Raw genomic sequence first — 584 nt, 5'->3', positions numbered from 1 at the left:
TTTTTTCTCTTCGATATACCACAGCATTTCGGAAGGCGCTTCAGAGCCCGGCGCCAGCATGAAGTCATAGGTCAGACCGTCAATAACCTCTTTCTGACCGTCTTTCTCAATGATATTGGTTGGCGCAATCAGCGTCACGGTACCGGCTGATGTCGTTGTTCCGAGGCCTGCTCCTACCTGACCCGTTACTTCAGGCTTCAGCAGGTTACCGTACATATAACTGGCCCTGCGGCTCATGACGTTACCCGCCATGATATTTTCGGCTACCGCCGCTTCCATAAAACCATCTGGCGCGTAGATTTTAACCTTGCCAGACTTCACGTCTGCTTCATCCACCACGCCACGTACTCCACCGTAATGGTCAACATGGCTGTGTGTGTAAATGACGGCAACAACCGGTTTCTTACCGCGGTTTTTGAAATACAAATCCATACCCACTTTCGCTGTTTCGGCAGAAACAAGCGGGTCGACCACGGTGACACCCTCTTTGCCCTCAATGATTGTCATGTTAGATAAATCAAGGTTACGGATCTGGTAGACCCCGTCGGTAACCTCAAATAATCCACTGATATTGATAAGCTGAG

The 584-nt window shown here is 49.7% G+C and carries 1 protein-coding gene; it reads right to left on the bottom strand.

Annotation, left to right across the window (positions count from 1 at the left end):
- The coding region (locus tag HYQ67_RS23880; RefSeq protein ID WP_202308668.1) for an MBL fold metallo-hydrolase at positions 1 to 584 on the bottom strand (584 nt) is incomplete at both ends.

The sequence above is a fragment of the Dryocola clanedunensis subsp. sulfonylureivorans genome (assembly GCF_016756775.1).
Taxonomy (GTDB): Bacteria; Pseudomonadota; Gammaproteobacteria; order Enterobacterales; family Enterobacteriaceae; genus Dryocola; species Dryocola clanedunensis.
Note: the sequence above shows the minus strand (reverse complement) of the source record. Positions and strands in the feature narration are given on the sequence as shown.